The organism is Serinicoccus marinus DSM 15273 (genome assembly GCF_008386315.1).
Taxonomy (GTDB): Bacteria; Actinomycetota; Actinomycetes; order Actinomycetales; family Dermatophilaceae; genus Ornithinicoccus; species Ornithinicoccus marinus.
Genome location: NZ_CP043808.1, coordinates 2,851,274 through 2,877,739, shown reverse-complemented (window position 1 = coordinate 2,877,739; position 26,466 = coordinate 2,851,274). Strand labels below are relative to the sequence as shown.

Sequence of the window (26,466 nt, the reverse complement as noted above, 5' to 3'; positions counted from 1 at the left end):
GCGACGGTATACCGCGGTGGGGTAGTGACCAACCATTCGCGGCGCTCGGTGGGGAGGGGTGTCAGGAGGTGGTGGGCCGCAGCAACGGCGAGGCGGCCATCCGGTCGAGGGCCTCGTCCACCTCGGCCGTCGACCCGGCGAAGCTGAGCCGGACCTTGCGGTGTCCCGCCACCGTGTCGAAGTCCACACCCGGCGTGAGCGCGACGCCGCAGTCGTCCAGCAGGTCCCGGCACCAGGTGACCGAGTCCTGCGTGAGGTGCCCGATGTCGCACCACGCGTAGAAGGCACCGTCCGGCGGGGCGTAGTCGCGCAGGCCGATCTCGGGCAGACGGCGCAGCAGCAGGTCGCGGTTCGCGGCATACCGCTCGCGGTGCCCGTCGAGCTCCGCCCGCGCGGCCTCGCCGAGCGCCGCGGCCGCCGCGTGCTGGCCGATCGCGGGCGGGCAGATGTTGAGGTTGCCGGTGAGCACCTCCAGCGGTCGCTGCAGCGCCGGGGGAGCGAGCAGCCAGCCGACCCGCCAGCCGGTCATGGAGAAGTACTTGCTCACCGACCCGACGACCACCCCGGCGCGTGAGGTCGCCCACGCACTCGCGGTCGGTCGCCCGTAGCTGAGCCCGTGGTAGATCTCGTCGCTCACCAGCAGCGTCCCGTGCTCCTCGCACCACGCGGCCAGCTCGCGCAGCACGTCGGGGTCGACGACCGTGCCCGTCGGGTTGGCGGGGGAGGCCACGATCAACCCCGCGGGCGGCGCGGGCAGCGCCTCGAGCATCTCGACGGTCGGCTGAAAGCGGGTGTCCGGTCCGCAGTCGAGCTCGACCACCTCGCAGCCCAGCGCGGCCAGGCTGTTGCGGTATGCCGGGTAGCCGGGCCGCGTCATCGCCACCTGGTCGCCCACGTCGAAGGCGGCGAGGAAGAGCGCGGTGAAGGCGCCCGAGCTGCCGGGGAAGACGACGACGTCCTCCGGCGAGACCTCGATCCCGGCGGCGTCCCGGTGGTGCCGGGCGATCGCCTCGCGCAGCGGGAGGATGCCGCTGGACTCGGTGTAGCCCAGCACGTCGCAGTCCAGGGCCCGGATCGCCGCCTCCCGGGCCACGGCGGGGGCGGGGGTCGAGGGCTGCCCGGCGCAGAGCATGAGGACGTCACCGTGGCTGCGCTGCCGGGCCGCCGCGGCCTTGAGCACCTCCATGACGTGGAACGGCTCGACGGCCGACCGCGCCGAGACGCGGGCCCGCGAGGACCGGTCGGAAGGCATACCTCAGACGACGCCGTAGAGGCGGTCGCCCGCGTCACCGAGACCGGGCACGATGTAGCCCTGCTCGTTGAGCCGCTCGTCGATCGCTCCGGTGACCAGCGTGATCGGCGGCTCGACGTCGGCGAGCCCGGCCTGGACCTTCTCGATCCCATCGGGGGCGGAGAGCAGGGTGATCGCGGTGATGTCGTCGGCGCCGCGCTCGGCGAGGTAACGGATCGCCGCGATCAGGGTGCCGCCGGTCGCGAGCATCGGGTCGAGCACGTAGCACTGCCGCTTGTCGAGGTCGTCCGGGAGCCGGTTGGCGTAGGTGTGCGCCTCCAGCGTCTCCTCGTTGCGGACCATCCCGAGGAAGCCGACCTCCGCCGTCGGCAGCATGCGCATCATCCCGTCGAGCATGCCCAGGCCCGCGCGCAGGATGGGGACGACCAGCGGCTTGGGCGTCGCCAGGTGGATGCCGGTCGTCGCGGCGACCGGGGTCTCGATCTGGAACGGCGAGACCCGCACCTCCCGGGTCGCCTCGTAGGCCAGCAGCGTGACGAGCTCGTCGGCCAGCCGGCGGAAGGTCGGGGTGTCGGTCCGCTTGTCGCGCAGGTAGGTCAGCTTGTGGGCGATGAGCGGGTGGTCGGCGAGGTGGACGCGCATACGCCAGACTCTAGGACGTGACCCACGCGCCCGACACCTCGCCCGGCGGCCCCCGGCGCCTCGTGGGGACTCGACCGGTATGCCGCGTGGGTGCGTCTCGCGATCGCCGAGGCGCAGCGTGTCGACACCTCGGGTGACGTCCCGATCGGTGCCCTCGTCGTCGACGCGACGGGGGAGGTCGTCGGGCGGGGGCACAACGTCCGGGAGGCAGAGCACGACCCGACCGGGCACGCGGAGGTGGTCGCGCTGCGCGAGGCCGGACGCACCCTCGGGTCATGGCGGCTGGACGGGTGCTCGCTGGTCGTCACGCTGGAACCGTGCGCGATGTGCGCCGGGGCGGCTCTGCTGGCCCGCGTCGACCGGGTCGTCTTCGGCGCCTGGACGACAAGGCTGGGGCCTGCGGAATCGGTGTGGGACCTCCCCCGGGACCGCAGGGCGCTGCACCGCGCCGAGGTCGTCGGGGGCGTGCTGGAGGACGAGTGCGCCGGCCTCCTGACCGCTTCTTCGAGGGCAGGCGCTGACGCTCAGGATTTTGGGCGGGCCCCTGCCCGTCAGGTAGCCTCATCGGTGGTGGCGTGTCCGAGCGGCCTAAGGAGCACGCCTCGAAAGCGTGTGAGGGCGCAAGTCCTCCGTGGGTTCAAATCCCACCGCCACCGCCCATGTCCCGCGGGACACGACGAGCCCCCGGACCACGCGGTCCGGGGGCTCGTCGCACGTCGCGATCAGGCCGTGCGCGACCGGTCGCGCGACGCCGCCTCTGCTCGGCCGGGGCGAGGCAGCGTAGGGGTCCTGCGGCTCGGCCCCGCCACCGGCGCGGGGCGCGGGAGGTGGCTCGAACCGCAACATGTCGCTCACCCTACGCCCGCCGTGCCGGTATGCCGCCCTACTCGATGCCGACAGGACCACGAGGATGACGGTCGCCACGAAGACGGCGACCATCAGGGCCAGCACGGCGGTGCCGATCATGCCCATCGTGCGACCGGCGACGAGCTGCCCCCGGTTGACCACAGGTCCGGGCTGGGAGTCCGCCTCGCGCAGCGCGCGGGAGGCGACGGACCAGGCGACCGGTCCCAGGACGGGGACACCGGCGACCGCCAGGACCCCGAGGACGATGACCAGCGTGCCGCGGGGGTGATGGTGCCCGGTGGGGCCGGGAAAGCTGGTGGGCTCCGCCGACAGGGCCGGGTGCTGAAGGTGCTCCATGCGACGACGCTAGGAGGAGCGAGGCCTCGGCCGCAGAAGTTGTCCACAGTGATGCTGTTGGTGCCGTCGTTACGCTCGATGGAAGTCCCGCCCGGCTGACCCTGTTGTCCACCGGCTTGGTGCCTTTGGCCTGATCTGTCGCCGGACGGGGCGCACGCACCAGCCAGACGGATCGTGACCTGATAGGAGCCTGGCGTAGGCCTCGTCACTGTGCTGTCCGCCCGACCGGTGGTGCGTGTCCAACCAACTGGATCAGAGTCGGAAGGACGCCAATCATGGTGACATCTACCGTCATCGGCGGGGTCGACACCCACGCCGACACGCACACCCTGGCCGCGCTCGACGCCCAGGGCCGGCTGCTGGGCACCAGGAGTGTCCCGGCGACCGCGGCGGGTAACAGGCGAGCCCTGGGATGGCTGAGCTCGCACGGGCAGGTCGACCGCGTCGGGGTCGAGGGCACCGGGTCCTACGGTGCCCAGCTCGCCCGCTACCTCACAGCCCAGGACGTGGACGTGGTCGAGGTCGACCGCGCGGATCGCAAGCAGCGTCGTCAGCGGGGCAAGAGCGACCCGCTGGACGCCGAGGCCGCAGCCCGGGCCGTGCTGGCCAGGACGGCCACGACGACACCCAAGACGCGCACCGGGCCGGTGGAGTCGCTGCGCGCGCTGAAGGCGACCAAGAGGGCCGCGATGAAGGCGATGGTCGCTGCCCGCTCCGCCCTGGTGCAGCTGGTCATCACCGCGCCGCACTCGGTCCGCGAGCAGCTGCACGGACTCAGCGGCACCACCCGCGTCGAGGCGTGTGCGCGGCTGCGCCCGGACCGCGACCGCCTGCATGAGCCTGAGCAGGCGGTCAAGCTCGCGCTGCGCCGGACCGCTCGCCGCTGCCTGGTCCTGGCCGAGGAGATCGCCGAGGCCGACGCCGACCTCGACGCCCTGGTCAAGCACACCGCCCCCGGACTGCTGGACCACTTCGGTGTCGGCCCCGATACCGCCTCTCAGCTGCTCATACCGCTGGTGACAACCCCGACCGCATCCGGTCCGAGGCCTCCTTCGCCGCACTGTGCGGGGTCAGCCCACTGCCCGCATCCTCCGGACGCACCGACCGCCACAGGCTCAACCGCGGCGGTGACAGGCACGCCAACGAAGCCCTCTGGCGGATCATCATGGTCCGTCTCGGCCACGACGACAGGACCAAGGCCTACCGGGCCCGACGCAGCGAGCAGAACCTGAGCAAACCCGAGATCATCCGCTGCCTCAAGCGCTACCTCGTCCGCGAGCTCCTGCCCACCATCCGCGCCGAACTCGCCCACGACACAGCCCCACCGCAAGCACCATCAACCCTCGATCCAGCCGCTTGACAGGTCATAGGAGCATCAGGCAGGCTCGCCGGGGACGTCAGTCGGCGTCGAGAGCCTCCGCGGCGGCCGCGATGTCGGCGAGCTCGGTGCGCAACGCCTTCTCGGTCATCTTCAGGCCCAGGGGCCCCACGGCGCGCAGCGCCAGGCGCTGCAGCGCGTTGGGGTCGGTGGTGCCCGCGCTGAACCTGATCGACAGCTGCGTCGCCGCCCCCTCCTCGAGCGGCTCCAGCTCCAGCACCGTCCGGAAGACGGTGTTGCGCGACCTCGCCTCGGTCTCGGTGCGCCGCTCCGGGTCGTTGTCGACCACCCAGATCTCCTGGGTGTCGGAGGCGCCCATCATCCGGCGGGTCTCGCGCCAGCCGGTGCCCACGGCATACGGGCCGGTGGTGATGACGTGCAGGTCGGTCACCTGGGAGAGCCGCTCCTGCGCGTGCTCGAGGTCGGTGATGACGTCCCACACCGTGGTGGGGGAGGCGGCGGGCGACCGAGACCTCGTGGGTGTCGCTCACCGCTCCTCCCCGGTCTGCTCGGCGTCGGTGTCCTCCGCGGCGGGCAGGTCCTCCCACGCCTCGCCGAGGACGAGGTCCAGGCTCTCGTCCTCCCGCTCGTCCTGGACCAGCTCGACCTCCTGCGGCAGCGCGTCGGCCAGCAGCTGCGCCGCCTCGGCGCCGGAGGCGCCGTGCAGGATCTGGCCGGGCCCCTCGATGTCGGCGTCGGAGTTGTCCACCCCGTCCACGGTGAAGCCGCGGGCGGTCAGCCCGTCGCTCGCCCGTCCGGCCAGACCGGCGGTCCCGGTCGAGTTGAAGACGTTGACGACGACGTCCTCCGCCTCCAGGGTGGGGGTCGGCACCGCGACCGTGGTCTGGCTCTCGTCCGTCTCGCCATCCCCGAGGCCGAACCATCCCTGCATCGTCGCCAGCGCGACGAGCAGCGCGAGCCCCAGCACGGCCAGCAGACCGACGATGACCATGGCTGCCCGGCGCCGCGCCCGACGCGCCGCGGTGGACATACCAGCCGTGCGCACGTATCCCACGCCGAGGCTCCTTCCGACCGCAGCAGGCTAGCGAGTCGGCGCGGCATCCAGGTCGAGGACACGCCCGTGCACCGCGGGCCGACCCTGCAGCGCGGCCCGGAGCGCCCGGTGCAGACCGTCCTCGAGGTAGAGCACGTCGTGCCACTTCACGACGTGGCAGAAGATGTCGCCGTAGAAGGTCGAGTCGGCCGACAGCAGGGCCCGCAGGTCCAGCTCGGCGCGGGTCGTCACGAGCTCGTCCAGCCGCAGCATCCGGGGCGGCAGGTGTGCCCAGTCACCGGGCTCGTCGAGGCCGTGGGAGGGGTATGGCCGCGTCTCGCCCACGCCCTTGAAGATCATGCGGCGCAGTCTAGAGTCTGCTATGTGAGCGAGCAGAGCAGCCAGATCGACCGCATCCGCGAGGGCTACACCTTCACCGACCCGAGCATCGTGCTGGGTGGGGCTGTGGGGGCGGACGGCGACAGCGTGGTGAGCGAGGCGGTCGTCCGGCTGCCGCTCGGCTCGATGAACCGGCACGGGCTGGTCGCCGGGGCCACCGGGACCGGCAAGACCGTCACGCTGCAGGTGCTCGCCGAGCAGCTCTCCGACGCGGGCGTCCCGGTCTTCCTCGCCGACATCAAGGGCGACCTGACGGGCCTGGCCACGCCGGCCGCGGGCGGGGGCAAGATCGAGGAGCGGATGGGCGAGCTCGGCCAGGACTGGACCGGCTCGGCCTACCCCGTCGAGCTGCTCAACCTCGGTGGGCACGGGGCGGGCACCCCGGTGCGGGCCACCATCACGGCCTTCGGGCCGACGCTGCTGGCCAAGGTGCTGCAGCTCAACAAGACCCAGGAGTCCAGCCTCGGGCTCATCTTCTACTGGGCGGACCAGCAGGGGCTGGCGCTGCTGGACCTCAAGGACCTCATCGCGGTCATCCAGCACCTCATCTCGGACGAGGGCAAGGAGGACCTCAAGGGACTCGGCGGACTGGCGACGTCCACCGCCGGGGTCATCCTGCGCGAGCTCATCGCCCTGTCCGCCGCGGGCGGTGACGTCTTCTTCGGCGAGCCGGAGTTCGAGACCGCCGACCTGCTGCGCACCACCCCCGAGGACACCGGCGTCATCACGCTGCTCGAGCTGCCCGGCGTCCAGGACAAGCCGGTGCTCTTCTCCACCTTCCTCATGTGGCTGCTCGCCGAGCTCTTCCAGGACCTGCCCGAGGTGGGCAACCCGGACAAGCCCAAGCTCGTCTTCTTCTTCGACGAGGCGCACCTGCTCTTCGACGACGCCTCCGACGCCTTCCTCGACGCCGTGGAGCAGGCCGTCCGGCTCATCCGCTCGAAGGGTGTCGGCGTCTTCTTCGTCACCCAGACGCCCAAGGACGTGCCCGACTCGGTGCTCGCCCAGCTGGGCAACCGGGTGCAGCACGCGCTGCGTGCGCACACACCCAACGACGCCAAGGCGCTCAAGGCGACCGTCTCGACCTTCCCGACCAGCGACTACGACCTCGAGGAGGTCCTCACCTCGCTGCGCACCGGGGAGGCGGTGGTCACCGTGCTCTCCGAGGAGGGTGCGCCGACCCCGGTCGCGCGGACGATGCTCCGCGCGCCGCAGGGTCAGATCGGGCCCTCGGACGAGGAGGTCGTGCGCACCGCGGTCGCCGGCTCGGCGTTGGCGGGCAAGTATGCCGAGCCGCTTGACCGCGAGTCGGCGTACGAGATGCTGGCTGCGCGCATGGAGGAGGCGACCCGGGCGGCCGACGCCGCTGAGGCACAGACGGCCGAGGACGCCGCGGCGCAGGCCGATGCGCGTGAGCAGGCCGGCGCAGCCGGTCACGGCGTGGTGAAGAGAGGGGCGAGGAAAGGGGCATGGTGGAGCAGGTCGTCTCCTCGACCGCGTTCCGCTCCATGCTGCGCTCGGCCGGGACCGTGATCGGGCGGGAGATCAGCCGGTCGATCTTCGGGACCCGACGGCGCTGAGGCATACCGCCCGCACACCCGAGGGCGGACGACGAAACCCCCGGACCGAGGGTCCGGGGGTTTCTCATGTCCTGAGATGAGGACATCGGCGGAGGATGGGGGATTTGAACCCCCGAGGGTTTTATCCCAACACGATTTCCAATCGTGCGCACTAGGCCGCTATGCGAATCCTCCGCCGAGAAGGATAGCCGAGAGCGAGGGAGCGGCCCTAATCCTGGTGGGCCGACCCGCCGGCTTGGAGGGGCCGCGGCGAACGCCTAGACTCGGTTCCGGACCCCTCGTGCGGTGGTACCTCGGTGAACTCCCCCAGGGCAGGAATGCAGCAAGGGCAACCGGGCTCTTCCAGGTGCGCGAGGGGTTCTTCACGTCCTGCTCCGTGGCCCGAGCGGCGCCCTCGCCCCGCATGGCAGGATGTCCGCACCCCTGCGAAAGGACCCCGCTCATGCCCTTCCACGTCGGCTCCGAGGTCGGTCGGCTGCGTCAGGTGATCGTCCACCGGCCCGGGCTGGAGATGCACCGCCTGACGCCGGACAACAAGGACCGCTACCTCTTCGACGAGATCCTCTGGGTGGAGAAGGCGCAGGAGGAGCACGACTACTTCGTCCAGGTGATGCGCGAGCGGGGCGTGACGGTGCACCACTTCGACGCGCTGCTGCGGGAGTCGCTCGCGGTCCCCGAGGCGCGCGCCCACGTGCTCGGCCACAGCCTGGACGAGCGGCACGTCGGCCCGCAGGCCGCCGAGGAACTGCGCGCGATGTTCGACGAGATGGACGACGCCGAGCTGGCGACCCACCTCATCGGCGGCATCACCAAGGCCGAGGTCCTCGAGCGGATCGGCAGCCCCAGCTCGGTGGTCATCGAGCAGCTCGGGACGCACGACTCCGTGCTGGCGCCGCTGCCCAACCACCTGTTCACCCGGGACACCTCCGCCTGGGCCTACTCCGGCGTGGCGGTCAACTCCATGCACAAGAAGGCGCGCCGCCGGGAGACCGTGCACTACGACGCGATCTACCGCTACCACCCGATGTTCGCCGAGGCGGGGATGCAGTGGTGGAGCCACGGCGTGGACGACGGGCCCGCCACGGCCGAGGGCGGCGACATCCTCGTGCCGGGTCACGGCATGGTGCTCGTCGGGCTCTCCGAGCGGACCACCGCCATGGGCGTGGAGCGGCTGGCGCGCCGGCTGCTGGCCTCCGGCCAGGCGGAGCGGGTGGTCGCCCTCGACATGCCCAAGGCGAGGGCCGTCATGCACCTGGACACGGTGATGACGATGGTCGACGAGCGCACCTTCACCCGCTACCTCGGGCTGCCCGACCTCACCTCGTGGACGATCACCGCGGCCGAGGGCGAGCAGGGTGCCGACCCCGCGGACCTGCACCTGTCGATCGAGCGGCACGAGCCGGAGCAGATGGAGCAGGTCATCGCCCGCGGCCTGGGGCTGGAGCGTCTCCGGGTGCTGGCCGCCGACCAGGACCCGCGGGCCGCGGCCCGCGAGCAGTGGGACGACGGCTGCAACGTGCTCGCCCTGGAGCCCGGGGTCGTCGTCGGCTACCGCCGCAACACGGTCACCAACGCCCACCTGCGCGAGCAGGGGGTGGAGGTCCTCGAGATCGACGGCTCCGAGCTCGGCCGGGGCAGGGGTGGACCGCGCTGCATGTCCTGCCCGGTCGAGCGCGACCCGCTCACCTGATGCCGCCGCGGCGCCGGATCGACCCGGCCGCGGGCGAGCAGGCGCTCGCCGCCTGGGAGGCGGGGGAGGAGCCGGCCCGCGGGATGCTCGCCACCGCGGTGCGCTACACGATCGAGGAGCTGGCCGCGCGCGCCCCCGGGCGGTCGGTCGAGGTCCGCGTCCCGCCGTATGCCGCCGCCCAGGTCATCGAGGGGCCGCGGCACACGCGCGGGACACCGACGAACGTCGTCGAGACCGATCCGCAGACCTGGCTCGCGCTGGTGACCGGCCGCGCCACCTGGGCCGAGGCTGTGGCGAGCGGCGCGGTGCGTGCGTCGGGGCAGCGGGCCGACCTCACGGCATACCTCCCGCTGCGCTGAGGGCGGCTCAGCCTCTGTCGTCGTCCGGGTCCCGCAGCGCCTCGTGGACGCGCACGAGCTCGACCGGGTCCCGTCGAGCACCGGTATCTGAGGTCGGCGTGCGCCCTCTGTAGCGCCGACGCCCCGGCGGAGGCGAGGGACCTCCCGGCGTCACCGGTCAGTGCTGACCGGCCCGTGAAGGAGAAGCACCATGCCCACCACACCACTGGTCCGTCGACGGGCGGGGATCGCGGCCGGCGCCGCGCTCGCCCTCGGGACGACCGCCCTGGCCGGGGCCGTACCGGCCTTCGCCGCCACGCTCGGCGACTACGAGATCGCCGGCGTGCAGTTCGTCAACGACGACTGCAGCCGCAACGAGTACGCCATCGACGCCACGATCACCGGCACCACCGACGACGTCGCCGGTTTCGACCGGGTGCGCTTCGAGGTCTGGGACGACGGCACGCTGATGGACAGCCGCACCCTCGAGGTCGAGGTGGGCGCCACCCGCGACCTGCACGCCTTCCTCTCGTTCGTCGGCCTCTACGGCCACGGCGCCCCGGGCGTCGGGATCCAGATCAACGACGTCGACGCGGACGACAACGACGTCTCCACCCTGATGAGCGAGGATCCGTTCTACCCCGACGACGTCGACGGCCCGTGCACCTTCGACGTCGAGCGGATCGGCGGCCCGACGCGGATCGAGACCGCGGCGATGCTCTCGGAGCAGAAGTTCGTCATGGCCGACACGGCCGTGATCGCCACCGCCAAGGCCTATCCGGACGCGCTCACCGCCGCCCCCTGGGCCGCGCAGCTGGGCGCCCCGCTGCTGCTCACCAACCCCGGCGGGCTGCCCACCGCCACCGTGGACGAGCTGACACGGCTCATGCCGACCTCGGTCTACGTCGTCGGCGGGACCACCGCCGTCGGTGACCAGGTGCTGGCCGACGTCCAGGCCGCGCTCCCGGGCGCGACCGTGGAGCGGGTCTCCGGGTCCGACCGCTACGGCACCGCCGGCGAGATCGCGCAACGCGTGGTGCAGGACAGCTCGGCGGAGCTCTTCGTCGCCTCGGGCCAGGACTTCCCGGACGCGTTGGTGCTCAGCGCGCCGCGCGGCACCAGGCGCCGTTGGTGCTGGTCAAGCACGACGAGGTTGCCGCCGGCCACGGACGCGGCACTCGGCGCGCTGTCCTTCGACGACGTCTATGCCGCCGGAGGCACCACGGTCCTCACCGACGACGTGCTCGACGACGTCGCCGGGGGTATGCCCTGGACCCGCTACAGCGGCACCGACCGCTACGCGACGGCCCAGCAGGTGCTCGAGCAGTTCCCGGCCGAGGGCAAGGTGCTGGTCGCCCCGGTCAGGACTTCCCGGACAGCCTGACCGCCGTGCCGGTCGCCGCGCGGACCGGCGCCGGCGTGGCGCTGACCCGGCCGGAGGCGGTCCCCGTCGGCGTGCTGGACGAGGTCGAGCGGCTGATCACCGGCTTCTCGTTCCCGCTCATCACCATCGTCGGCGGCGAGGTGGCGGTGCACGACACCGTCAAGACCCAGCTGCTGGGCCTGGTCGGCGGGCTCGCCGACCCGACCGAGCGCTCCGGCGCAGGGTCGAGCGAGAGCAACATCCCCCAGGGGTGAGGTCCGGCGTCCCGTGACGCAGCGGCGCGGCAGCCACCCGGCTGCCGCGCCGTTCGCCGTCCTGACGGATACTGGGGTGATGGCTTCCGCCCAGACCCCGGACGACCCGTCACGCACGCCCGTGCACCGGCGACCCCAGCTCAGCCGCTTCCTCGTCGCGGGGGCGGTGCTGGGTCTGGTCGTGGGGGTCGTGATCTCGCTGACGCGCCCGGACGCGCCGGGCAGCACCGCCGGGCAGCAGGCGATCCTGCTGGGGGCCACCGGTGCGATCTTCTGCGGTCTGCTCGCCGCGATCGTCTACCTCGTCGTCGACCGCAGCGGCCGCCGCTGACCGTCGTGGCACCCCGTCACCCACGCCTGCCCCGGTTCCTCGGCACCGGGGGAGTCCTCGGTGCCTTGATCGCCCTGCTGGTGGCGGTCGTCGGACGCGACGTGCCCTACGTCAACGGGCTCGAGGAATACCTCATCTTCGCGCTCATCGGGGGCGGCGCCGGGGTGGCCGTCGGTGCCCTGGCCTTCCTCGTCGCCGACCGCCCGCGGCTCGGCTCCTGACGTCCCGCGCGGCCGCCGCGGCCGCCGCGGCCGGTGCGACGGGCATGCCGGCTGTGGGAGCATGGCCGCGTGGCTCGCGCTGACGGACGGCTCTCGCACGACCTGCTCCCTGAGGAGCGCCTGCCCCAGGACGCCTGCGGGGTGTTCGGGGTGTGGGCGCCGGGCGAGGAGGTCGCCAAGCTCACCTACTTCGGCCTCTACGCCCTGCAGCACCGCGGCCAGGAGGCGGCCGGCATCGCGACCAGCGACGGGCAGCGCCTCGTGGTCTACAAGGACGTGGGGCTGGTCAGCCAGGTCTTCGACGAGTCCGCGCTCGCCTCGCTCCAGGGGCACCTCGCGGTCGGCCACTGCCGCTACTCCACGACCGGGCGCAACTCGTGGCAGAACGCCCAGCCGACGCTCGGGGGGACCACGGACGCCACGGTCGCGCTGACGCACAACGGCAACCTCATCAACACCGCCGAGCTCCGTGACCTGCTCCGCGAGGCGCTGGGCGGCGATCTCAGCCGCTCCGCCGGCGAGGTCGGGCGGGGCAACACGACGGACACCGCCATCGTCACCGGGCTGCTGACCTCGGACCCGGACCTGTCGCTGCACGAGTCGGCGATGCGGGTGCTGCCGCAGCTACGCGGCGCCTTCTCGCTCGTCTTCTGCGACGAGGGCACGCTGTATGCCGCGCGCGACCCGCAGGGGGTGCGCCCGCTCGTCCTGGGTCGGCTGGAGCGTGGCTGGGTGGTCGCCTCGGAGACCGCCGCGCTGGACATCGTCGGCGCCTCGGTGGTCCGTGAGGTGGAGCCGGGTGAGCTCATCGCCATCGACGAGAACGGCCTACGCTCGAGCCGCTTCGCGCAGGCGGCCCCGAAGCGGTGCGTCTTCGAGTGGGTCTACCTCGCGCGGCCGGACACCACGATCGCCGGGCGGCAGGTCTACGACTCCCGGGTCGAGATGGGACGCCAGCTCGCGCGCGAGCACCCGGTCGAGGCGGACATGGTCATGCCGACCCCGGAGTCGGGCACCCCGGCAGCCATCGGGTATGCCGAGGAGTCCGGCATCCCCTACGGCCAGGGGCTGGTGAAGAACGCCTACGTCGGCCGGACCTTCATCGCGCCCAGCCAGACGATCCGGCAGCTCGGGATCCGGCTCAAGCTCAACCCGCTGCGCGACGTCATCAAGGGCAAGCGGCTGGTGGTCGTCGACGACTCGATCGTGCGGGGCAACACTCAGCGGGCGCTGGTGCGGATGCTGCGGGAGGCCGGGGCCGCGGAGGTGCACGTGCGGATCTCCTCCCCGCCGGTGCGCTGGCCGTGCTTCTACGGCATCGACTTCGCCACCCGCGCCGAGCTCATCGCCACCGGGCTGGAGGCGGCCGACATCTGCGCCTCCGTGGGAGCGGACTCGTTGGGCTACATCAGCGAGGACGGGATGGTGGCGGCCACCGAGCAGCCCCGGGCCGCGCTGTGCACGGCGTGCTTCTCGGGCGACTACCCGATCGAGCTCCCCGCCGAGGACCAGCTCGGCAAGGACGTCCTGGAGCTGCAGTTCCCGGTCAACGAGGCCGACGTCGACCCGACCGAGGTCGGCACCCTGGACGTCGACCGGGTCGGGGTCACCGCCGGCGCGGGTGGCGCCGACGCCGTCCGCCGCCCCTGATCCTCACCGGTTGAGGGTGAGGAGCAGTTCCTCCTCATCCGTCTCCTCGAGCCAGAGCTCCCGGTCGCCTGTGACCCACTCTTGCAACTGGTGGAGGTTCTGCCAGGCGCTTGAGGGGCAGCCCGGCTGCCCAGCGGTCGCGGCAGCTGCATGGCTTCCCGTGGGAGATTCCCAGTCGTCTTCGATCCGGAGCTGCGTCCCAACCAGAACGGCTGGAGCGCTCAGAGCGCGTCCGCAGGCGGTGATCGTCAAGCGTTCGCCGTCGAAGCGCATCCGGGCGGCATCCCCCTGTGGTTCGAGCCATCGTGTGTCGACGACCCACCACTCGCCGATGACGCGCTCGATGTCGGGAGGGCCTCCGGGCTCGAGGCTCGCGCCCTGAAGAGCGGTCAGCTCCGTCGGAGGCACATTGGCCAACAGGACGCTCTCCTCCAGTTCCTCGCTGGCGTCGTCGAGGGAGAGGAGATCCTCGTGACCGGTCAGCTCGAGCTTCCCGCCTGCCCAGCTCAGGCTCGCCTCCGGATCGGTCGCCAGGGCAGTCACAGGTGTCACGCCGTTGTAGCCGAGACAGCTGTCGACTGCGGGTCGACCGATCTCCGGAGAGGCGATGCGGCCCTTCTCTGTGAAGGTTACGTCCTCGAAGACCATGGTGAAGCAGTCGACCTCCAGCGTCATGGTCTCCGGCTCCGTGAAGTTGATCGGTCCGCCGAGCCGCAGCGGCGACGCCCAGTCAGTGCTGATGATCCCCCGCGGGCCCTCGACCACGAACTCGGTCGGGGAGGCGACCACTTCCTCGACGTCGGCCCAGGAGTCCACGGGCCCGTCGGGCCGCGGCTCACCCTCAACCACCTCAAAGACGACCCGATAGGGCACCATCTCCGCTCCCGGCGGGATGCTCGTGACCGCTGTGTCGTCCACGCCACCACTCTCGGCCGGCCCGGGGGAGGCGTCGGTGCTGCCACCCCCGAGCGACCACGCAGCGACGACTGCGGCCACGCCGGCCACTGCGCCGAGCGAGCCGACACTCCAGCTGTGCCGCCGAGCGCGGCGTCGACCGTCGCGCCAGGCCGCCTCGGTCAGATCCTCACCTGGTGCCCCTGTGGTCGCCCGCTCGAGCAGATCCTTGAGCTCGTCGTTATGCATCGGTCCTCACCTCGGTCAGGAGTTCACGCAGGCGGCGGATGCCGTCGCTGGTCTGGCTCTTCACCGTGCCGTCGCTGATGCCGAGCGTCTGCGCTGTCGTCGCGACGTCGAGGTCCTCGACGTAGCGCAGCACCACCACGGCCCGCACCCGGGGAGGTAGTTGCTGCAGTGCGTCACGGATCGCCAGGGAGGTCGCCCACGCGTCGTCCCCGGACGACGCACGCTCTGGCGGGGTGTCGGTGAGGACCTCTGGCCCGGTGCGCCGCCAACGGTCGACGTTGACGGTGTAGAGGATGCGCCGCGCATACGCGAGCGGGAGTCCGTCCCTGACCCTGTGCCAGCGCTGGGCGGTCCGGGTCAACGCCTCCTGGGTCAGGTCGCGGGCCAGCTCACGATCACCGCACAGCAGGTAGGCCGCGCGCTGCAGCGTGTGCTGGTGAGCCCCGACGAAGCGGGCGAAGTCCTCGTCGACCGGGCGGGCCGCTCGTGCCACGTGGCACCTCCTCTCACCCTGTCCCAACGGCGGGATGTCGCGAACGGTTGGGTCCTCGTCGGTGTGCCGAACCTGTGCACCGCTGTGCATCGTGTACAACGTAGGCACCGGCTGCCTGGCGAGGTCCGAGTGCGCTCAGGATGGACGCGGGGCGCTTCGCCGCGCGGTCGGGGGGAACCAGGTCTAGCGTCCGAGGCGACGGGTCGGCGACCCGGGATGCGGAGGCGCCATGAGCGAGCACGACGACCAGACCACGCCGGAGCCTGAGGACCAGGCCGCCCACGAGCCGGAGGGGACGGCCGACGACGCGCCCGACGCGTCGTCGGCCGCGGGGGACCGCGACGCGCAGGAGGCGGAGGAGACCCGTCGGCGGCAGGAGGAGTTCGCCCGGGAGCACGACCCGGCCGACCACGACGTCGCCGCGGGCGAGGACTTCCGGCAGCCGGGCGACTGGGTGGCCGGGGACGACGAGGAGCCGCAGCAGCTCGAGACCGACCAGGCCACGCTGACGACGGACGGCGACGGTGGCGTCGAGGCCGATGGGCACGGCGAATAGATCCGCGACGGCGGGCACGGCTGAGCCTCAGCGCTCGCCGACGGGGCAGGTCCGGTCACCCGCGTCGGTGAGCGGCGGCATACCCTGGGGGCGCACCCGCCCCGACCCCTGAGGGAACGCACCTGATGAGCGACCAGCCGATCACGTATGCCAGCGCCGGCGTCGACGTCCACGCCGGCGACCGCGCGGTGGAGCTCATGAAGGAGTCGGTCCGGCGGGCCCAGCGCCCGGAGGTGCTCGGTGGGCTCGGCGGCTTCGCCGGGATGTTCGACGCCTCCGCGCTGCAGGGCATGCGCCGTCCGGTGCTCGCGACCTCCACGGACGGTGTCGGCACCAAGGTGGCGATCGCCCAGGCGATGGACGTGCACGACACGATCGGGCAGGACCTGGTCGGCATGGTGGTCGACGACATCGTGGTCAGCGGGGCCGAGCCGCTGTTCATGACCGACTACATCGCCTGCGGGCAGGTCGTGCCCGAGCGGATCGCGGCGATCGTCTCGGGCATCGCCCGCGGTTGTGAGCTCGCGGGCGTCGCGCTCGTCGGCGGCGAGACCGCGGAGCACCCGGGCCTGCTCGACCCGCAGGAGTACGACGTGGCGGGCGCGGCGACCGGGGTGGTCGAGCACGACGCGGTGCTCGGGCCGCACCGGGTGGCCGACGGCGACGTCGTCCTGGCGCTGGCCAGCTCGGGCCTGCACAGCAACGGCTTCTCCCTGGTCCGCCGGGTCGTCGCCGCCGCGGGCTGGGCCTGGGACCGCCAGGTGCCCGAGCTCGGCCGCACGCTGGGCGAGGAGTGCCTGGAGCCGACCCGCATCTACACCCGCCCGCTGCTCGCCTTCGTCCGTGACCTCGGGGAGGACCTGCACGCGCTCTCGCACGTCACCGGGGGCGGGCTCGCGGCCAACCTGGCTCGGGTCCTGCCCGCCGGGACGCTCGCCACGATCGAGCGGTCGTGGACGCCACCGCCGGTCTTCACCCTCGTCCAGGAGCTGGGGCAGGTGCCCCAGCCGGACCTGGAGCAGACGCTCAACATGGGGGTGGGCTTCGTCGCGGTCCTCGACCCCGACCGTGCCGAGCGGGCGGTCGACCTGCTCACCGAGGCCGGCATCGATACCTGGCCGATCGGCACGGTCGAGCGCGGCGACGGTGGGCAGCCGGACGCCGACGTCGTGCAGGGCGCCAAGGGTGTGGACGGAGGATCGGTGCGCGTCGTCGGGAGCTACCGCCCCTGACCGGCTCCCGCAGTCGAGGTCTTGTCAGCCGGCTGGGGTCAGCAGCACCCAGTAGGAGGTCGGCCCGCGACCGCCGATGAAGCCGCCCCAGCTGGTGTCGCTCGCGTCGCTGGTCAGCGCCACCCGCACCCGTTGGGCCTCGGGCTCGCCGATGACGACGGTCTCCGCGGGCTGCGTCAGGTCGAGGTCCACGCTGTGCTCGGGGGAGTTGACCGCCCACGCCTCCCAGGTGAGGACCGACCCCGAGACGCCGTCCGGCTCCACCCGCTCCTCACCGCGCATGAGCGCCATGGTCAGCGCGTCGGCCGATACCGGCTCGCACGCCGCTGACTGGACATCCGCCCAGGTGGACTGCTCGGTCAGCGGCTCCTGGCACTGGCGCACCTCGTAGGTGACGGTGGCGATGCCCATGTAGACGCGGTAGCCGCCGTAGAGGGCCACCAGGGACAGCGCCGCCAGCAGCGGCAGCATCCACCAGGCGTTGCGGGGCAACCGACCGGTGGCCTTCGCGTCGGCGTGGGTCCACCGTGCCTCGTGCCGGCTGCGTGTGCTCACCGACGACCCCCCGGCGTCACGGTGTCAACGGCCGCCGGCGGCCCAGGAGCCGTAGTCGTCTCCCTCGTCCTCGGCGTAGGGGTCGTCCTCGGAGTCGAGGTCGTCGTCGCTGTCGGACTCCTCGCTCGGCGGGGTGTAGTCGAACTCCCCACGCGTGGAGTGCAGCTCCCGCTCGAGAGCCGAGAGGTCGGTGTCGGGGGCTGAGTACTTCAGCTTCCGTGCAACCTTGATCTGCTTTGCCTTGGCCCGGCCGCGCCCCATGGCGTGACCCCCTTGCATCGAGTCTGCCGGAGCGGCATCGCTGGCTGATGAGTCAGGTCGCGGAGCCGGCCCGGGAATGTGTGTAATCCGTGGGCTCTACGGTACATGAGAGGGGGCCGTGCTCCCGCATCCGGACCGCCGTCAGGAGCGTCCCCGCTGCCAGGTCCAGGCCAGCATGCCGAGCAGTCCCGCGGCGGCGACGGCCACCACGGCCCAGGCCCATGCGGGTACCCCGGTGGGCCCTGCGGCGGCCTCGCCCGAGGTCTCGCCGGCGTCCTCGGTGGTCTCCTCCTCGGCCGCGGCGGAGTCGGTGTCCTCCGGTGTCGGCGCCGGCTCGGCCTCGTCGCTCTCCTGGGGGGCGTCGCCCGACTCCTCCGGCGCGGCGGCCTCGGACGTGGCCTCCGCCGAGCTGTCCTCATCCTCCTCGGTCGGCGAGCCCTCACCCTCGACGGTGAAGGCGAACTCACCGGAGATGGGGTGGCCGTCCTCGCTGGTCACCCGCCAGGCCACGGCATACTCACCGTCGCCGAGCTCGTCCACGAGGTCCTGCTCGACCTCGGTCCCGTCGACCTCGGGCTCACCGTCGGTGACCGACGACCCGTCCGGGGCCGTGACGGTGACCGCCGCACCGACCTCCGCGATGTCCCCGCTGAAGGTCAGCGTCAGCTCGTCGGGCGCCTCGGCGCTGTCGCCGTCGGCGGGCTCGCTGCCGGTCAGCTCGTCGTGGGCCTGGGCGGCCACGGGGACCGTGAGGAAGCCGGCAGCGAGCAGGGCCGCGAGGAGTCTGCGCGTGAGGACCATGGCTGCAGTGTAGGAGCCGGGGCTGAGCGGCATACCCTCACCAGGTGGAGCCCACGACCTGCCGCACCCTCGCCGCCCCGGTGGTGGCGCGTCTGGAGGACAGGCGCTCGGTCTTCGAGTGCTGGTTGCGCCGGGTGGAGGACGAGGCCGATGCCCGGGGCGTCGTCGACGAGGCCCGACGGACGCTCTGGGACGCCAGGCACCACTGCTCCGCCTTCGTGCTCGGCGTGGACGCCTCGGTGGTCCGGAGCAACGACGACGGCGAGCCCGCCGGCAGCGCGGGTATGCCGATGCTCGAGGCGCTCACGCACGCCGGTCTCACCGACGTCGTCGCCGTGGTCAGCCGCTGGTTCGGCGGGACGAAGCTGGGCACCGGCGGCCTCGCCCGGGCCTACGGGGGCGTGGTGCGCGAGGCGTTGGAGCAGGCGGTGCCGCTCACCCGGGTGCTCGTCGAGGAGGTCGACGTGCGCATCGGGCACGACCTGGCCGGCCGGTTGGAGCACGACCTGCGGGTGCGCGGGGTGAGCATCGGCGAGGCGCGGTATGCCCAGGAGGTCACGCTGCCGGTCCTGGTCCCGGTGCGGGACGCGCCCTCGCTGCCGGACCTGCTGGCCGAGCTCTCCGGCGGTCGGGCCGATCTCGTCGCCGCCAGCGCCCGTCGCCGCTGGGTCGACGCGCCCGACGACACCTGATCAGCGGCGCCGACGAGCAGCACCGCGGCCCCACGGGCGCGAAACCTCCCTGCCCCTCGTGGCCGCGCCATGGCGGCAGCGTCGGTCTAGGGTGGTCGGGACCACGTCGTCGACACGCCCGGGGGTGCTCATGGAGCCCATGGATCCCGTCTACGGAGCGGGGACCCTGCTCACCATCGCGGCGGTCGCCGTGGCGGTGCTGCTCTTCCTCATCATCACGCTGCGGATGCACGCCTTCGTGGCGCTCATCACCGTCAGTCTCGTCACCGGCCTGGCGGCCGGCATCCCGTTCCGGGAGCTCGCGGGCGTCGCCACCAGCTTCTTCGGCTCGACTCTCGGCTCGGTGGCGCTGCTCGTCGGCCTCGGGGCGATGATCGGGCGGATCCTCGAGGTCACCGGCGGCGCGCAGGTGCTCGCCGACACGATGATCAACCGCTTCGGGGAGAAACGCGCCCCCATGGCGCTGGGCGTCGCGGCGCTGCTCTTCGGCATACCGATCTTCTTCGACGCCGGCCTCATGGTCTTCCTGCCGATCATCTTCTCGGTCGCCCGCAAGTTCGGCGGGTCGGTGCTCCTGTATGCCCTCCCCGCCGCCGGTGCCTTCGCCGCCATGCACGCGATCGTGCCGCCGCACCCCGGTCCGGTCACGGCGGCGACCGAGCTGGGCGGGTCGATCGGGCTGAGCATGCTCATCGGCATCCCGGCCGCCTTCGTGGCGTGGTACGTCGGCGTCCACCTCGTGACCGTCGGCTACGCGGGCCGGGTCTACGTCCCCATCAACGACACGATCCTGCGCGGCACGGTCTCGGGGGAGCCCTCGGACCTCGACGACGGCGACGACGACGAGCGTGCGGAGCGGATCGCCTCGGGCGAGGAGAAGGTGGCGCCACCTTCCTTCGGCACGGTGCTGGGGCTGCTGCTGCTGCCGTTCGTCCTCATCGCGCTCAACACGGGCATCGAGACGCTGCGGGCCGCGGGCACGCTGGGCGACAGCCCCATCCTGGACGCCCTCGTCTTCATCGGCCAGACACCGGTGGCCCTGCTCATCACGCTGCTGGTCTCGACCTACACCCTCGGCACGCGGGGCCGTTCGCTCGCCACGGTCGAGAGCCTGCTCAACGACGCCCTCGGGCCGATCTGCGCGATCATCCTCATCACCGGCGCCGGTGGCATGTTCGGCGGGGTGCTGCGCTACTCCGGGATCGGTGCCGCGCTCTCGGAGAGCCTGGCCGACCTCGGGCTGCCGCTCATCGTCTCGGCCTTCCTCATCGCCACCCTGCTGCGGGTGGCCCAGGGTTCGGCGACCGTGGCGCTGACGACGACCTCCGGGCTCATGGCGGCCGGTGTCGCGGCGGCGGACCTGTCCGACCTGAAGATCGCCTGCCTCGTGCTGGCGATCGCCGCGGGGGCCACCGTGCTCTCGCACGTCAACGACTCCGGCTTCTGGCTGGTCAGCCGGTTCTTCGGGATGGACGTCAAGACCACGCTGCGGACCTGGACGGTGCTGGAGACGACGCTCGGCGTCTCGATCTTCCTCATCGGTCTGCTCGTCTGGTTCGTGGTCCCGTGACGCCGCTGCCGGACCCGGCCGGCGAGCCGGTGCACCTGGTGGTCATGGGGGTCTCCGGCACGGGCAAGTCCACGATCGCCCAGGCGCTGGAGGCACGGCTGGGCTGGGAGTTCGCCGAGGGCGACGACTTCCACCCCGAGGCCAACGTCGCCAAGATGGCCAGCGGCCGACCGCTGGTCGACGAGGACCGCTGGCCCTGGCTGGAGGCGCTCGCCGCCTGGACCGCCGAGCGGGACGCCCGTGGCGAGCCGACGGTCCTCACCTGCTCGGCGCTGCGGGAGGCATACCGCGACATCCTGCGACGCGGTGGCGACGGCACGTGGTTCGTCCACCTCGTCGGTGACAAGGGCCTGCTGCTGGACCGGATGAGCTCGCGGGAGCACTTCATGCCGCCCTCGCTGCTGGAGTCGCAGCTCGACACGCTGGAGCCGCTCGGCGCCGAGGAACGGGGCGCGGTCTACGACGTCGCCAACCCGCCGGAGCGGATCGCGCGGATGGTGCTCGCCCAGCTCGACCGGGACTGACCCCTCAGACCCCACCGAGCGTCGCGTGTGGTTGCCCCCTCCCGCCCCTAGGCTGGCGGGTATGCCGTCTGCTCTCGACCAGCACCTTCCCCGCGACTGGTGGACCTCCGCCGTCGTCTACCAGATCTACCCCCGCAGCTTCGCCGACGGCGACGGCGACGGCATCGGGGACCTGCGGGGCGTCCTGGACCACCTCGACCACCTGGAGCACCTCGGCGTCGACGTGGTCTGGCTGAGCCCGGTCTACCGCAGCCCGCAGGACGACAACGGCTACGACATCAGCGACTACCACGACGTCGACCCGGTCTTCGGCTCGCTGGCGGACCTGGACGAGGTGGTCGCGGCGCTGCACGCCCGGGGGATCCGGCTGGTCATGGACCTCGTGGTCAACCACACCAGCGACGAGCACGCGTGGTTCGAGGAGAGCCGGTCCTCCCGGGGGTCCGACCGGCGCGACTGGTACTGGTGGCGCCCGCCGCGCGAGGGGCATACCGGAGGGGAGTCGGGCGCCGAGCCGACCGACTGGCGCTCGTTCTTCTCCGGCCCGGCGTGGACCTGGGACGAGGCGACGGGGGAGTACTACCTCCACCTGTTCAGCCGTAAGCAGCCCGATCTCAACTGGGAGAACCCGCAGGTCAGGCAGGCGGTCTACGCGATGATGCGGTGGTGGCTGGCCCGCGGGGTGGACGGCTTCCGGATGGACGTCATCAACCTCGTCTCGAAGCCCGCGACCCTCACCGACGGCGACGCCTCCCACGCGGTGGTGGACGGGCCGCGGATGCACGAGTTCCTCCACGAGATGCACCAGGAGGTCTTCGCCGAGCATCCCCGCGCCTTCCTCACCGTCGGTGAGATGCCGGGTGTCGACGTCGACGAGGCCCGCCGCTACACCGACCCGGAGCGGCAGGAGGTGGACATGGTCTTCCAGTTCGAGCACGTCGACCTCGGCATCGGGCCGGGCGGGAAGTTCGACCGGGTGCCGGTGACGATGCCGCAGCTGCGTGAGAGCCTCATGCGCTGGCAGACCGGGCTGGCCGAGCGCGGCTGGAACAGCCTCTACTGGGACAACCACGACCAACCCCGAGCCGTGTCCCGCTTCGGCGACGACGACCCGGTCTGGCGGGAGCGTTCGGCGAAGACGCTCGCGACCGTCCTGCACACGCTGCGCGGCACGCCCTACGTCTACCAGGGCGAGGAGCTGGGGATGACCAACCTCCCCTTCGCCGGTCCCGAGGAGCTGCGCGACATCGAGTCGCTCAACCACCTCGCCGAGCGGCAGGCGGGCGGCGCCTCCGTCGAGGAGCTGCTGCCGGGGGTGCGTGAGGTGGGTCGCGACAACGCCCGGACGCCGGTGCAGTGGACGGCCGGCCCCGGGGCAGGCTTCAGCGCGGGCGAGCCGTGGATCGGCGTGAACCCCAACCACACGGAGATCAACGCGCGGGCCCAGGTGGGGGTGGCCGGGTCGGTCCTCGAGCACTACCGCGCGCTCATCGCGCTGCGGCACGACGAGCCGGTCGTGGCGCGCGGCGGCGTCACGCCGCTGGCGATGGAGCATCCCGACCTGTGGGCCTTCGGCCGGGACTTCGGCGACGCCCGGCTGCTGACCCTGGCCTCGTTCACCCGGGAGCCGATCAGCCTGCCGGAGGACCTGCTCGACGGCTGGCGTGAGGCGGACGTGGCGATCTCAACCTCACCGGAGGCCGCGGCGGGCGTGCAGGACGGCGGCGTGCTGCTGGGCTGGGAGTCGGTCGTGCTGGTCAGACGAGGCTGAGCGCGTCGGCGCGGAAGCCGTTGGAGTCGAGATGCACGTGCACGTCGGCGAAGGCGGGCAGCAGCAGCCGTCCGCGCCCCTCGACGACGGCCTCGCCCTCACGCCCGGGCGCTCCCGCGCCGCCCTCGCGCGGGCATACCTGCGCGATCGGCTCGCCCTCGATCAGGACATCGGCCGGTGCTCCGGCCCACGGGCGCGCGTCGGTGATCCACATGGGTCCAACCTCGGCAGCAGGCCCGCGGACGCGGGACGGGGCGCGACCGTGGTGGTCGCGCCCCGTCTCGGTGCTCGGCAGTCGGTGGTCAGCCCTGGTCGTCCCGCTTCCACGGCTGGCCCTGACCCTCGGGCCGCTCCCACGGCCCCGCCTCGTGGTCCGGCTGCGGCTGGGACTGCGCGTCGGGCTGGTCGGCACCGGCCTGCTGGCCGAGGTCGGGAGCGACCTGCTCCGGCTGCTCCAGGGTGCCGAGCTCGGCCTGAGAGGCGTCGTCCTGCTCCTCGCCCGCGTGCGGCTTGGCGGCCTGACGGGCCTTCTCCGCCGCCTCGGCGATGGCGGCGTCGGCGTCCTGCTTGGAGCGCTTGCGGGTGGAGATCTCCGCGTCGCGGGTCGCGCCCTCGGCCTCCTCACGGGCCCGGCGCAGTGCCTCGCGCGGGTCCTCCAGCATCGGTGCGTCCACCCCGAGGTCGATGTCGCCGACCTCGGAACTGATCCCGCTGGAGGGGGCGTCCAGGCCGGCGGAGTCCGGTCCCTTGCCACCGCCGAGCGCGTTGCCGATCCCGGCGAGCGCGGCGGTGAGCTCGGTGGGCACGACCCACATCTGGTTAGAGTCGCCCTTGGCGATCTCGGGCAGCATCTGGAGGTACTGGTAGGCCAGCAGCTTGCTGTCCGGGTTGCCCTTGTGGATGGCGTCGAAGACCTGCAGGATCGCGCGGGCCTCACCCTGGGACTCCAGGATCGCGGACTGGGCCGCGCCCTCGGCGCGCAGGATCTGCGCCTGCTTCTCGCCCTCGGCGGTGAGGATCTGGCTGCCCTTGACGCCCTCGGCGTTGAGGATGGCCGCGCGACGGTCGCGCTCGGCGCGCATCTGCTTCTCCATCGAGTCCTGCACGCTGGCGGGCGGGTCGATGGCCTTGAGCTCCACCCGGTTGACCCGGATGCCCCAGCGCCCGGTCGCCTCGTCCAGCACGCCGCGCAGCTGGCCGTTGATCATGTCGCGGCTGGTCAGCGTCTGCTCGAGGTCGAGCGAGCCGATGACGTTGCGCAGCGTGGTGACGGTGAGCTGCTCGATGCCCTGGATGTAGTTGGCGATCTCGTAGGTCGCCGCCTTGGGGTCGGTGGGCTGGAAGTAGATGACCGTGTCGATCGAGACGACCAGGTTGTCGCTGGTGATCACCGGCTGCGGCGGGAAGCTCACGACCTGCTCGCGCAGGTCGACCACCGAGCGCGGGCGGTCGACGAAGGGCACGAGGAAGTGCAGCCCCGCGTCGAGGGTGCGGTCGTACTTGCCCAGCCGCTCGACGATGACGCTGGTCGCCTGCGGCACGATGCGGATCGCCCGGGCGATCGCGACCACGACGAACAGCGCCAGCAGCAGCACGACGGCCCAGACGATGAGGTTGATGGGATCCATCAGGTCTCCTTGGTGGGGTGAGCGAGAGGTATGCGGGGACGCGCCACGGCGTCACATGGTGGGCGGTTCGAGGTCGAAGGGCTTGTCCTCGGGGGTGGCCGCGGTGACGACAGCGGTGGCACCGTCGATGCGGACCACGGTGACAAGGTCACCGGTGGCGAAGGTCTGCCCCTCCAGCTCGGACCGGGCGGTCCAGTCCTCGCCGCGCAGCTTGACGAGCCCGTCGCGGTCGGAGACCGGCTCCAGGACGGTCGCGGTCTGCCCGATGTTGCCCTCGATGCCCATCTTGCCGCCACGGCCCTCGAGGCGGAGGTACTTCAGCGCGACCGGGCGCAGCGCGAAGACGAACAGCCCGGAGGCGACGGCGAAGAGCAGCACCTGCCAGATGAGGCCGAGGCCGGTGCCCGCGACGATCGCCGCCACGAGCGCGCCCAGCGCGAGCATGAGGAAGAGCAGGTCCAGGGTCGTCATCTCGACGATCCCGAAGGCCAGGGCCGCACCGACCCACCACAGCCATTGCGCGTCTCGTAACCACTCCGGCATCGTGGGCTCCTTTCCCCTGTGGTGGTCCAGCCTACGGCGTGGACGCAGCAGCGGCGCGGCCGGTTCCCTGCCATGGCTCACGGCGGGCAGACTGAGGTGCGTGAGAGGCAGCTTGATCACCGTCGTCGTCGCCCCGCTGCTGGTCGCTGCGTGCGGCGGCAGCAGCGTCCCGCTGGCCTCCACCACCGATCCCGGAGGCACCGCACCCTCCCCGGACGTCGTCAACTCGGCCACGGTCGATCCCGAGGCTGGGGCGGGCGCCATCACCACCTCGACCTCCACGCCCGCGCCCGCGCCCCAGCCCGACCCTGGCCCGGAGGCGGCGGCGCTCGCGCTGGCGCCGGCGGAGACGGCATACCTCACCGTCACGGACTGGGCGGCGATCAAGGACCGCCTGGGCGCCGCCGACCTGACCAGCGAGAGCCTCCAGACGGACACGATCGCCTTCTGGCGCTCCGTCGGGTCCAGCACCGTGCTGCTCACCGACGGTGCGCTGCGCGCGGAGAACAGTCGGCTGCGGCTGCGGTATGCCACCACCCAGGACGACGCGCTGTGGGAGGTGCGCTGGGCCGGCGACGAGGACGCCGACGGGCTCGCGCTGCGGCTGCGTGACGACCTGGATCTGGCGGGCCTGGACCGGGCGACCCGTGACGGGGTGCCCGGCGTGGCCGGCGCGACCGTGCTGCGCGACGTGCACCTCCTGGTGCGGGGCGAGGCCACGGACGCGCCGCTCGCGAGCCGCGGCGAGATCGCCGCGCTGCTTGACGGGGAGGAGGAGAGCAGGCTCGTCGTGCCCGGCTGCCTGTCCTGGCCCGCCGCCCTCGGTGTCGACGCGACCGTCGAGGAGCAGGAGGTCGCCGTGGGTGGCACGAGGGTCGACGACCTGCGCTCGCCCCGGGCCTGGAGTCTGGCCTTCACCGGCAGCGAGGCGACCCTCGATCTCGTCCACGAGGAGGGCGTCGGCCCCGAGGCGGCCCGCGCCGACGCGGCTGCCCGGGTGGCGCTCGCAGAGACCTGGCCCACGACCGAGAGCGTCGGGTGGTCCGACGCGCTGGGGCTGCCGCCCGGCCTGGAGGGCGAGCCCTTCACGGTGGAGGAGCAGGACGGCCTGGTCGTCACCTCGATCGACTACCGGGTGGTGAACCCCACCGCGGCGGCGACCGTGGCCCTCGCCGGGCTCGTGCCCGGCGCCGTCTGCGCGGAGGTCGACTGGTTGGCCGAGCCCACAGGGCTGTGAGGCTCCTGCTCGGGGTCGGCTGGCCGGCGTCGGTGGGGTTGGCGGGACAAGCCCCACGCGCCCCGTCGACCTGGGCAAAGGTATGCACCGCAGGCCAGGCTCCCCACCGGCCAGGTGGGAGTGCGCCGGGGTGGGACGGGCCCG

General features: G+C 72.3%; 28 protein-coding genes, 2 tRNA genes, 1 other RNA gene and 4 pseudogenes. 21 read left to right on the top strand and 14 right to left on the bottom strand.

The genetic code is table 11. The annotated features are described in order from the left end of the window. Nucleotides 1–61: 61 nt before the first annotated feature. Together FU792_RS13840 and upp are read right to left on the bottom strand one after the other, a co-directional pair. Nucleotides 62–1,252, bottom strand: coding sequence for a pyridoxal phosphate-dependent aminotransferase (locus FU792_RS13840; protein ID WP_022925999.1), 1,191 nt, complete (start codon nucleotides 1,250–1,252; stop codon nucleotides 62–64). A 3-nt stretch (nucleotides 1,253–1,255) separates the two neighbouring features. Then, the gene (upp, locus tag FU792_RS13835; protein WP_149814834.1) at nucleotides 1,256–1,894 is read right to left on the bottom strand and encodes a uracil phosphoribosyltransferase; all 639 of its coding nucleotides are present in this window, start codon (nucleotides 1,892–1,894) and stop codon (nucleotides 1,256–1,258) included. Between the two features lie 90 nt (nucleotides 1,895–1,984). Between upp and FU792_RS19345 the strand changes: the two are divergent. The 5 genes and pseudogenes from FU792_RS19345 to FU792_RS19335 all read left to right on the top strand — a co-directional run. Beyond that, nucleotides 1,985–2,212, top strand: a pseudogene (locus tag FU792_RS19345) (nucleoside deaminase); the annotation flags it as partial. 251 nt (nucleotides 2,213–2,463) lie between these two features. Further along, nucleotides 2,464–2,550, top strand: a tRNA-Ser gene (locus tag FU792_RS13825). A 254-nt stretch (nucleotides 2,551–2,804) separates the two neighbouring features. Then, entirely contained in the window at nucleotides 2,805–3,029 is a 225-nt protein-coding gene (locus tag FU792_RS16855) for a hypothetical protein (RefSeq protein ID WP_161600263.1), read from the top strand. 343 nt (nucleotides 3,030–3,372) lie between these two features. Beyond that, nucleotides 3,373–3,756, top strand: a pseudogene (locus FU792_RS19340) (IS110 family transposase); the annotation flags it as partial. A gap of 224 nt (nucleotides 3,757–3,980) precedes the next feature. Then, a complete protein-coding gene (locus FU792_RS19335; RefSeq protein ID WP_420876877.1) occupies nucleotides 3,981–4,457 on the top strand; it encodes a transposase in 477 nt (158 codons plus the stop codon). Nucleotides 4,458–4,494: 37 nt separating this feature from the next. Here the strand turns inward: FU792_RS19335 and FU792_RS13815 are convergent. The 3 genes and pseudogenes from FU792_RS13815 to FU792_RS13805 all read right to left on the bottom strand — a co-directional run. After that, nucleotides 4,495–4,941: pseudogene (locus FU792_RS13815) on the bottom strand (SRPBCC family protein); the annotation flags it as partial. Between the two features lie 21 nt (nucleotides 4,942–4,962). Continuing rightward, nucleotides 4,963–5,490: a LytR C-terminal domain-containing protein gene (locus FU792_RS13810; RefSeq protein WP_149814833.1), complete on the bottom strand. Its 528-nt coding sequence runs from the start codon at nucleotides 5,488–5,490 to the stop codon at nucleotides 4,963–4,965. Between the two features lie 27 nt (nucleotides 5,491–5,517). Next, on the bottom strand, nucleotides 5,518–5,829 hold the full coding sequence (locus tag FU792_RS13805; protein WP_022925877.1) for a type II toxin-antitoxin system VapB family antitoxin: 312 nt from the start codon (nucleotides 5,827–5,829) through the stop codon (nucleotides 5,518–5,520). Nucleotides 5,830–5,853: 24 nt separating this feature from the next. Here FU792_RS13805 and FU792_RS13800 point away from each other — a divergent pair. Continuing rightward, nucleotides 5,854–7,448 (top strand): annotated as a pseudogene (locus FU792_RS13800) (helicase HerA-like domain-containing protein). 89 nt (nucleotides 7,449–7,537) lie between these two features. Here FU792_RS13800 and FU792_RS13795 read toward each other — a convergent pair. Further along, a tRNA-Ser gene (locus tag FU792_RS13795) sits at nucleotides 7,538–7,622 on the bottom strand. A gap of 96 nt (nucleotides 7,623–7,718) precedes the next feature. Here FU792_RS13795 and ffs point away from each other — a divergent pair. From ffs to purF, 8 genes are all read left to right on the top strand, one after another. Further along, nucleotides 7,719–7,813: signal recognition particle sRNA small type (ffs, locus tag FU792_RS13790), an RNA gene on the top strand. 77 nt (nucleotides 7,814–7,890) lie between these two features. Then, the gene (locus tag FU792_RS13785) at nucleotides 7,891–9,138 is read left to right on the top strand and encodes an arginine deiminase (protein WP_022925879.1); all 1,248 of its coding nucleotides are present in this window, start codon (nucleotides 7,891–7,893) and stop codon (nucleotides 9,136–9,138) included. Further along, complete coding sequence (locus tag FU792_RS13780) at nucleotides 9,138–9,497, top strand: sterol carrier family protein (RefSeq protein WP_022925880.1); 360 nt, start codon at nucleotides 9,138–9,140, stop codon at nucleotides 9,495–9,497. Before FU792_RS13785 ends, FU792_RS13780 begins: the two co-directional genes overlap by 1 nt. 190 nt (nucleotides 9,498–9,687) lie before the next feature. Continuing rightward, complete coding sequence (locus FU792_RS13775) at nucleotides 9,688–10,860, top strand: cell wall-binding repeat-containing protein (RefSeq protein ID WP_149814832.1); 1,173 nt, start codon at nucleotides 9,688–9,690, stop codon at nucleotides 10,858–10,860. Nucleotides 10,861–10,865: 5 nt separating this feature from the next. Further along, nucleotides 10,866–11,114 carry a hypothetical protein gene (locus tag FU792_RS16850; RefSeq protein ID WP_161600262.1) on the top strand — a complete coding sequence of 83 codons (249 nt, stop codon included), beginning with the start codon at nucleotides 10,866–10,868 and terminating at the stop codon, nucleotides 11,112–11,114. Between the two features lie 79 nt (nucleotides 11,115–11,193). After that, nucleotides 11,194–11,445 (top strand): hypothetical protein, encoded by a 252-nt coding sequence (locus tag FU792_RS13765; protein ID WP_149814830.1) that lies wholly within the window; start codon nucleotides 11,194–11,196, stop codon nucleotides 11,443–11,445. 5 nt (nucleotides 11,446–11,450) lie between these two features. Next, nucleotides 11,451–11,666: a hypothetical protein gene (locus tag FU792_RS13760; RefSeq protein ID WP_022925883.1), complete on the top strand. Its 216-nt coding sequence runs from the start codon at nucleotides 11,451–11,453 to the stop codon at nucleotides 11,664–11,666. Between the two features lie 69 nt (nucleotides 11,667–11,735). Next, complete coding sequence (gene purF, locus FU792_RS13755; RefSeq protein ID WP_022925884.1) at nucleotides 11,736–13,316, top strand: amidophosphoribosyltransferase; 1,581 nt, start codon at nucleotides 11,736–11,738, stop codon at nucleotides 13,314–13,316. A gap of 3 nt (nucleotides 13,317–13,319) precedes the next feature. On the opposite strand, the gene FU792_RS13750 is transcribed toward purF, so the two are convergent. After that, the gene (locus tag FU792_RS13750; RefSeq protein WP_022925885.1) at nucleotides 13,320–14,459 is read right to left on the bottom strand and encodes a hypothetical protein; all 1,140 of its coding nucleotides are present in this window, start codon (nucleotides 14,457–14,459) and stop codon (nucleotides 13,320–13,322) included. Then, entirely contained in the window at nucleotides 14,452–14,952 is a 501-nt protein-coding gene (locus FU792_RS13745; RefSeq protein ID WP_022925886.1) for a SigE family RNA polymerase sigma factor, read from the bottom strand. Before FU792_RS13745 ends, FU792_RS13750 begins: the two co-directional genes overlap by 8 nt. A gap of 229 nt (nucleotides 14,953–15,181) precedes the next feature. On the opposite strand from FU792_RS13745, the gene FU792_RS13740 reads away from it, so the two are divergent. Both FU792_RS13740 and purM read left to right on the top strand, forming a co-directional pair. Beyond that, entirely contained in the window at nucleotides 15,182–15,508 is a 327-nt protein-coding gene (locus FU792_RS13740; RefSeq protein ID WP_022925887.1) for a hypothetical protein, read from the top strand. A gap of 125 nt (nucleotides 15,509–15,633) precedes the next feature. After that, nucleotides 15,634–16,740: a phosphoribosylformylglycinamidine cyclo-ligase gene (gene purM / locus FU792_RS13735; RefSeq protein WP_022925888.1), complete on the top strand. Its 1,107-nt coding sequence runs from the start codon at nucleotides 15,634–15,636 to the stop codon at nucleotides 16,738–16,740. Between the two features lie 24 nt (nucleotides 16,741–16,764). On the opposite strand, the gene FU792_RS13730 is transcribed toward purM, so the two are convergent. From FU792_RS13730 to FU792_RS13720, 3 genes are all read right to left on the bottom strand, one after another. Beyond that, on the bottom strand, nucleotides 16,765–17,295 hold the full coding sequence (locus tag FU792_RS13730; protein WP_022925889.1) for a hypothetical protein: 531 nt from the start codon (nucleotides 17,293–17,295) through the stop codon (nucleotides 16,765–16,767). A 24-nt stretch (nucleotides 17,296–17,319) separates the two neighbouring features. Beyond that, complete coding sequence (locus tag FU792_RS13725) at nucleotides 17,320–17,556, bottom strand: DUF3073 domain-containing protein (RefSeq protein WP_022925890.1); 237 nt, start codon at nucleotides 17,554–17,556, stop codon at nucleotides 17,320–17,322. Between the two features lie 141 nt (nucleotides 17,557–17,697). Beyond that, nucleotides 17,698–18,357 carry a copper resistance CopC family protein gene (locus FU792_RS13720; protein WP_161600261.1) on the bottom strand — a complete coding sequence of 220 codons (660 nt, stop codon included), beginning with the start codon at nucleotides 18,355–18,357 and terminating at the stop codon, nucleotides 17,698–17,700. A gap of 44 nt (nucleotides 18,358–18,401) precedes the next feature. Between FU792_RS13720 and FU792_RS13715 the strand changes: the two genes are divergently transcribed. From FU792_RS13715 to FU792_RS13700, 4 genes are all read left to right on the top strand, one after another. Further along, on the top strand, nucleotides 18,402–19,049 hold the full coding sequence (locus tag FU792_RS13715) for an IMPACT family protein (RefSeq protein ID WP_022925892.1): 648 nt from the start codon (nucleotides 18,402–18,404) through the stop codon (nucleotides 19,047–19,049). A gap of 130 nt (nucleotides 19,050–19,179) precedes the next feature. Next, a complete protein-coding gene (locus FU792_RS13710) occupies nucleotides 19,180–20,619 on the top strand; it encodes a GntP family permease (protein WP_028131182.1) in 1,440 nt (479 codons plus the stop codon). After that, on the top strand, nucleotides 20,616–21,143 hold the full coding sequence (locus FU792_RS13705) for a gluconokinase (RefSeq protein ID WP_022925894.1): 528 nt from the start codon (nucleotides 20,616–20,618) through the stop codon (nucleotides 21,141–21,143). The genes FU792_RS13710 and FU792_RS13705 overlap by 4 nt, the downstream gene beginning before the upstream one ends. A 61-nt stretch (nucleotides 21,144–21,204) precedes the next feature. Further along, nucleotides 21,205–22,914 (top strand): glycoside hydrolase family 13 protein, encoded by a 1,710-nt coding sequence (locus tag FU792_RS13700; protein WP_022925895.1) that lies wholly within the window; start codon nucleotides 21,205–21,207, stop codon nucleotides 22,912–22,914. Here FU792_RS13700 and FU792_RS13695 read toward each other — a convergent pair. The 3 genes from FU792_RS13695 to FU792_RS13685 all read right to left on the bottom strand — a co-directional run bounded on the left by FU792_RS13695 (nucleotide 22,901) and on the right by FU792_RS13685 (nucleotide 25,085). Next, nucleotides 22,901–23,128 (bottom strand): hypothetical protein, encoded by a 228-nt coding sequence (locus FU792_RS13695; RefSeq protein ID WP_052327887.1) that lies wholly within the window; start codon nucleotides 23,126–23,128, stop codon nucleotides 22,901–22,903. The genes FU792_RS13700 and FU792_RS13695 overlap by 14 nt on opposite strands. An 88-nt stretch (nucleotides 23,129–23,216) precedes the next feature. After that, nucleotides 23,217–24,542, bottom strand: a complete 1,326-nt coding sequence (locus tag FU792_RS13690) for an SPFH domain-containing protein (RefSeq protein WP_028131184.1) — start codon at nucleotides 24,540–24,542, stop codon at nucleotides 23,217–23,219. A gap of 51 nt (nucleotides 24,543–24,593) precedes the next feature. Further along, nucleotides 24,594–25,085 (bottom strand): NfeD family protein, encoded by a 492-nt coding sequence (locus FU792_RS13685; RefSeq protein WP_022925896.1) that lies wholly within the window; start codon nucleotides 25,083–25,085, stop codon nucleotides 24,594–24,596. 100 nt (nucleotides 25,086–25,185) lie between these two features. On the opposite strand from FU792_RS13685, the gene FU792_RS13680 reads away from it, so the two are divergent. Next, nucleotides 25,186–26,322 (top strand): hypothetical protein, encoded by a 1,137-nt coding sequence (locus tag FU792_RS13680; RefSeq protein ID WP_149814829.1) that lies wholly within the window; start codon nucleotides 25,186–25,188, stop codon nucleotides 26,320–26,322. The last annotated feature ends 144 nt before the right edge of the window (nucleotides 26,323–26,466 follow it).